This is a genomic window from Chondromyces apiculatus DSM 436 (genome assembly GCF_000601485.1).
Taxonomy (GTDB): domain Bacteria; phylum Myxococcota_A; class Polyangia; order Polyangiales; family Polyangiaceae; genus Chondromyces; species Chondromyces apiculatus.
This window is the reverse complement of record NZ_ASRX01000080.1, coordinates 1-6250: the sequence shown is the minus strand read 5'-3', so window position 1 is coordinate 6250 and position 6250 is coordinate 1. Positions and strand designations below refer to the sequence as shown.

Below are 6250 nucleotides of genomic sequence, written 5' to 3'. Positions count from 1 at the left end.
GGGGGGGGGGCAGGTGAGCAGGGGGCGCGGGGCGGAGCGAAGGAGGGGGAGGTGCAGGGCAGGGTGTGGATCGCCATGCCGGGGGTGGCGATCGAGCTGCCGGGGGTCGGCAAGGTGGAGATCGATCCTGCGCGACCGGGGCTCTCGCGGGCGGCGAGGCTCGCAGGGGAGGCGCGGGCGAGCCTGCGGGAAGCCCTGCTCGGCGCCGGCGTGGAGGATGTGCAGGGGGCAAGGGAGCGGCGCGCAGGGCGGGCCGTGGCGGAGGACGATGCGGAGGTGCAGCGCGCGAAGCTCGCGGAGGTGGCGCCGGCAGGCCTGGAGCAGCTCGCGCGGGAAGCGGCCGAGGTGGCGACGGCACGGTTGCAGGCCGAGGAGCGGCTCACGCTGGCAAGCCGGATGGGGCCGACGCTGGAGCGGGTGCGCGGGAGGCTCGCGGGGCAGCGCATCGACGCGCACGCGCTCGACATGCTGCGGTCGCTGGCGCACGAGGTGGATCTCGCGCGGGCCGCATGGGCGGCAGCAGGCACCGAGCTGACCATCCATGCGCTGGACGAGGTGCGGGTGCGGCTCGGGGAAGATCAGCCGGAGAGGCAGCTCGTGGCCGGGCAGGAGGTGACGCGGCACCTGGTGAAGCCCGCCACGCTGGTGATCGGCAACGCGGAGCTGCGGCTCGTGCCGCGCGGCGAGGATCTGGTGAAGACGGGAGCGCGCCTGGAGCGTGCCGAGCGGGCGCTGGGATCGGCGCTGCAAGAGCGTGGGGCGGAGACGCTGGCGCAAGCCGAGGAGATGGCGCGGGCGCGGCAGGAGACGGAGGGGACGAAGGGGACGCTGGAGCAACGGCTCGCGGCGGTGGCGCCGGAGGGGAGGGAAGCGCTGCAGGTCGAGGTGGAGCGGCTGCGGGCGAGGGCGCAGGAGGTCGAGGGGAGGATCCAGGCGGCGCGCGAGGCGAACGCGAGGCTCGGCGCGCTGGAGATGGAGCTGGCGGCGAACCGGGTGACCGGGGAGGCTGCGGGCCGCATCGAGGCACTCTCCGAGGCGCTGGCGCAGCGTGAGGCGGAGGTGGTCGCGCGGGCTGCGCGGCTGCGTTGGGTGTCGGGCGCAGCGGCGGGGCAGGAGGTGGTGATCGCGGAGCCGTACGCGATCGGGGCGGAGGCTGAGGCGGAGGTGGAGGCGGGGGCGCCTGGCGCGGCGTCCGGCGTGGCGCGCGACGCCGAGGGCTGGGAGGTGATCCCGGGAGAGCTGGACGAGGCCGGGATGCTCGCGCAGATCGAGCGGGCGCTGGAGGGCGCGCTCGCGCACGCGGGGGTGCCGGATCTGGAAGCCGCCAAGGAGCGGTGGATGGCGGGGCTGTCGCTGGAGCAGCGGCAAGCACGGCTCGCCGCGGAGCTGGAGCGCCTCGCTCCGGGAGGTGTGGCAGCGCTGCGGGCTCGGTACGAGGCGGTCAGCAGCATGTCGGCCGGGACGCGGGAGGCGGCGGCGCAGGGTGAGGAGAGCACCGGAGACGCACCGGAGCCACGGGCCGCGGTCGAGGCGTTCCAGGAACGGTCAGAGGCGGTGCGGAGCGAGATCGCGCGGGTGGAAGCGGAGCGAGGGCCGCTCGAAGAGGCGGTGGGGAGGTGCGAGGAGGCGCGGAGGGCGTGCGAGCGCGATGTGGCAGAGCTGCGGTCGAGCGAGAGCACGCTGCGGGGGCAACTCGACGCAGGGCGTGACAGGCTGGCCTCGCTCAGGCGCGTGGAGCCGGACGAGGCGCTCCTCGCGCAGCTCGCCGAGGCGCAGGCCGAGGCGAGGGTGGCCGCGGAGGCCGTGGCGCGGGCAGCAGGTGCGCTCGCGGAGGCCGCGCCGGAGCTTCACGAAGGGGAGGTGGCGCGCGCGGAGGGGGCGCTGCGGGTGCGGGAAGACTCGGCGCGGGCGCTGCGCGAGAGCGTCGTCCACCACAAGGCGTTGCTGGACCGAGAAGCGCTGGAGGGGCACTTCGAGTCGCTCGGCGAGGCGCGCGCGGAGCAGGAGGCGGCCGCGGAGGCGCTGGCACGGCTCACGCGGGAGGCACGCGCGGCGAAGCTCCTGGCGGAGCAGGTGGAGGACGCCTACGTGGAGGCCCAGCGGCAGTACGTGGCCCCCGTGGTGCGGGAGGCGCTGCCTTACCTGAACAACCTGCGGCCCGGGACGGAGATCGAGATGACCCAGGACCTGCGGCTCGCGAAGATCCTCCGCCGAGGGGTGCCGGAGGACTTCGCGCAGCTCTCGGGAGGCACGCGGGAGCAGCTCTCCGTCATCGTGCGCATCGCGCTGGCGCGGGTGTTCGCGCGGGACCGGCGGCCGCTGCCGCTCCTGCTCGACGACACGCTCGGGTGGACCGACGACGCGCGGTTCCTGTCCATGGTGAAGATCCTGCGCGATGCCGCGAAGGAGCTGCAGATCCTGGTGCTCACCTGCCACGGCGCGCGCTTCGAGCGGCTGATGCCCGGGTACAGCGCCGATCTCGACGCGCTCAAGCAAGCGGCAGGGATTCCGAGCGTATTCTGATTCACACGGCAGGGGCTCGCGCCCCCGCCCCCCGACGAGCAAAGCTCGTCGGGGCCCCCCCACTCCGCGATCCACCCTCGGTTTCCAGAGCGCTTCGCCGCTTCGGGCCTGACGTCCGTCGCCTCGGGAAGCGGACAAGGTCCGCGACCGCATGTATGCGTCAGCCGTGACGGTGGTGCATGTCGCTCAGGCGAGGCATGTCGAGGAGGGCCTCTTCGAGGCGCTGTTCGAGCCCCGGATCGTCGACCTCGGGGGTGATCTCTTCCGGCAGAGCTCTCGTGCGAAGGATGAGGCGGGCCATCGCAAAAGAGCTGCGCGCGCTGGGAGGCCCCTGGATCTCCAGGATCTCCATCCAGAGCGCGTAGGCGCGCCCTCTCACGGCGTGACCTCCCCGGGGGGAGTGCTCTTCGCGGGCCATGCCGCGTCGATGGTGTCTGCGGCGACCAGGAGGCGCCGCGCCGCCGCGAGGGCGTTGGAGTGGAAGTCGAGGGCCTGGCGGGTCACCGAGGCGGCCTTCACGGCGGCCTCGATGCCAACCCGGTCCGTCAGGGCGCCCTGCGCGAGCCGTACCATGGGGCCAGCCTCGTCGAGCTCGCGGGTGAGCGACCGCGCCTCGAGGAGCAACGACTCGATGCGCGAATCGGGCGCGGCCCGCGAGAGCCGCGTGGCTTCGGTCGAGAGTTCTCTGGCGGCCACGGCGAGGTCCTCGTAGCACAGCACGGCTGCGGACAGATCCGAGCGGATGGTGGAGCTCAGGACGGACTCATCTCCGAGCTCGGCCGCGCGAGCCTGCTCGAGGGGTGGGCCGAGCGCTTCGAGCGCGCCTTCGAGGAGGCGTGCCATCCGGCGGAGGAGGCGCAGCCGCTCGGCAGGCGCTGCAGGGGGGCCCTCGGCAGGTTCGTTGCCCATCAGCTCCGAGAGGCGGGCTGCCACGCGGGTGCCGAGCACTTCGAGCGCCGTCATCACCGAGGGGGAGAACCTCCTCGGGGTGATGTCGATCACGCAGAGGGTACCGACCGGCTGACCTTCGACGCGCACCGGGACCCCGGCGTAAGCGCGGATGCCGTAACGCTCGACGAGATCCTGGGGCACCCAGGAGTCGATGATGGTGTCCTCGACGACGAGGGGACGCTCATCGCGCACGACGAACTGGCAGAAGGAGTTGCGCCGCGAGGTGGCGCAGCTCAGCGCGAGTTCCGGCGGCAGCCCGCGGTGCGCGCGGAAGAGCTGGACGTGGCGCATCACCAGGCTGACGAGGGCGATCGGTGCCTCCGCCAGGCGCGCCGCTTCCTCCACGCAGGCGTCGAGGATCGCGTCTGCGTCGAGCCGGGTGATCGCCGGGTCCAGTTGGTTCAGCCGCTGCGGGTCGTCGAGAATGGCCATGTGGTGGTCTCGGGTGTGGGACGGAGCCGTCGCCGTCCGTGAGGTGAGCATGCCTCGAATCGGAACGTTTTGCGCGTATTTAGCGCCCCCTGTGATCGCAGATCATCCAGGGGCGCTCACGTGGGGGGCGCTCGCCTATCATGCGCGCCTATGAGCGCGGAGCTGGGCTTCCCCGAAGATTTCCTGTTTGGCACGGCTACCTCGGCGACGCAGGTGGAGGGTCACTGCGAGGACACCGATTGGTCGGCGTTCGCGCGTGAGCCAGGGCGCGTCCGCGGCGGCGCGACCCCGCGCATCGCCTGCGATCACGTGCATCGCTTCCGCGAGGACGTGAAACTGCAGCAGGCTCTCGGGCTCGGCGCGCACCGGCTGTCGCTGGAGTGGGCGCGCGTCGAGCCCCGCGCCGGGGAGTTCGATCCGGCAGCCTGGGATCATTACCGCGCCGTGCTGGGGGCCCACCGTGACGCTGGCATCGTACCGATGATCACGGTGCACCACTTCAGCCTCCCCCGGTGGTTGTCAGCGCGTGGTGGCCTGCTCCATCAGGATCTCCCGGCCCTCCTCGCGCGCTTCGCGGAGCGCGCCGTGGAGGCGCTCGGCGATCTGTGCACCCTGTGGATCACCATCAACGAGCCCAACGTGCTCGCGGCTCATGGCCACCTGCTCGGGGTGTGGCCGCCAGGTCACCACTCGCTGCTGGAGATGGGGCGCGCACTCCGCAACCTCCTCCGCGCGCACGAGGCCATGTTCAGGGCCATGCACGACGCCGCCGCCCGGAAGGGACACGCGCTCCAGGCGGGCGTCGCGCATCACCTGCGGGTGCTCGAGCCCGAAGCGCCGGGTCGCGCCGCGGACCGCGTCTGGACGGCGCTGTACGGGCGCGTCTTCAACGACTGGTTCACGCAGGCGGTGTGCGCGCAGCAGACGCAGGACTTCTTCGGCCTCAACTACTACACCCGCGATCTCGTGCGGTTCTCTCCGGCCCACCCGGGCGAGGGCTTCATGGTGCGCAAGGTGCAGCCCGGCGCCGAGGTCAACGATCTCGGATGGGAGATCTACCCGGAGGGTCTGGGGCGGCTCCTCGACGTGTGGGCGCCGCGCGCGGGAGTGCCGGTGTACATCACGGAGAACGGGATCGACGACGCGGACGACGACCAGCGGCCGCGGTTCCTGGTGCGCCACCTGGCAGAAGTCGCGCGGGCCATCCGGCGGGGCATCGACGTGCGCGGGTACCTGCACTGGTCGCTGATGGACAACTTCGAGTGGGCCGAGGGGTACGCGGCGCGCTTCGGCCTGGTGGAGGTGGACTACGCCACCCAGGAGCGCCGTCCGAGGCCGAGCGCCGCGCTCTACGGGCGCATCGCCCGGGCGCGCGCCATCGACCGAGAGACGCTCGCCGCGCTGGGAGAGTAGACTGCGCGGCATGGACATCGCGCGCATCGGTGACGTCGACATTCATTACGAGATCTTCGGGGAAGGGGAGCCCGTGCTCCTCATCATGGGGCTCGGATCACGGGGCGACTCGTGGACGCCCATGTCACGGGGCCTCGCGGCGATCGGCTACAAGGCCATCCAGTTCGACAACCGCGACGTGGGCTGGTCGAGCCTGGTGGAGAACCCGCAGTACGAGATCTCCCACATGGCCGAGGACGCGCTGGGGCTCCTGGACCACCTGAAGGTCGAGAAGGCGCGGGTCATCGGTATCTCCATGGGCGGGATGATCACCCAGGAGCTCCTGGCGACGCACCCGGAGCGTTTCCGTCAGGCCGTGCTCATGGCGACCTGGCCGGGAGGCGCGAACGCGGTGCAGGCGGCGCCCGATCTCCTCGCCCCCGCGCTGAGCATGCGGGGCGATCCCGAGGCCTCCCAGCGTGCCATGCTCGCTGCGATCGCGGCGCCAGGCTTCGCCGAGGCGAACCCCGAGATCATGGACCTGCTCGTCGAGGCGGGGAAGAAGCGACCCACCTTGCCGGCGGCCATGGCCCGGCAGCTCGCCGCGGTGGGCCGGTGGTCCTCGTGGGACAGGCTGGAGAAGATCGGGGTGCCGACGCTGGTGATCCACGGCGACAAGGATCCGCTGCTCCCCGTCAGGAACGGCGAGCTGATCGCGGCGCGCATCCCGGGCGCGAAGCTGCAGATCCTGCCGGGGGTTGGTCACCTCGTGCCGGTGGAGGCGCCGAGGGAGACCTTCGGCGCCATCCAGCAGTTCTTCTCCGAGGGCTGAACCATGCGGTCGGGGACATTGTCCGCTTCCTGAGGCGACGGGCGTCAGGCCCGAAGCGGCGAAGCGCTCTGGAAACCGAAGGTGGATCGCGGAGTGGGGGGCCCCGACGAGCTTTGCTCG

At 72.2% G+C, this 6250-nt stretch carries 5 protein-coding genes; 3 read left to right on the top strand and 2 right to left on the bottom strand.

The features are described from left to right. The coding region (locus CAP_RS52885; protein WP_197041502.1) for a hypothetical protein at positions 1-2523 on the top strand (2523 nt) is incomplete at its 5' end. A gap of 160 nt (positions 2524-2683) precedes the next feature. On the opposite strand, the gene CAP_RS35900 is transcribed toward CAP_RS52885, so the two are convergent. Both CAP_RS35900 and CAP_RS55360 read right to left on the bottom strand, forming a co-directional pair. After that, the gene (locus CAP_RS35900) at positions 2684-2902 is read right to left on the bottom strand and encodes a hypothetical protein (RefSeq protein ID WP_044249277.1); all 219 of its coding nucleotides are present in this window, start codon (positions 2900-2902) and stop codon (positions 2684-2686) included. Further along, positions 2899-3906, bottom strand: a complete 1008-nt coding sequence (locus CAP_RS55360) for a GAF domain-containing protein (protein WP_063748802.1) — start codon at positions 3904-3906, stop codon at positions 2899-2901. The genes CAP_RS35900 and CAP_RS55360 overlap by 4 nt, the downstream gene beginning before the upstream one ends. Positions 3907-4056: 150 nt before the next feature. On the opposite strand from CAP_RS55360, the gene CAP_RS35890 reads away from it, so the two are divergent. Next, complete coding sequence (locus CAP_RS35890) at positions 4057-5319, top strand: glycoside hydrolase family 1 protein (RefSeq protein WP_044249275.1); 1263 nt, start codon at positions 4057-4059, stop codon at positions 5317-5319. 10 nt (positions 5320-5329) lie between these two features. After that, a complete protein-coding gene (locus tag CAP_RS35885; protein ID WP_052376587.1) occupies positions 5330-6130 on the top strand; it encodes an alpha/beta fold hydrolase in 801 nt (266 codons plus the stop codon). Positions 6131-6250: the final 120 nt, after the last annotated feature.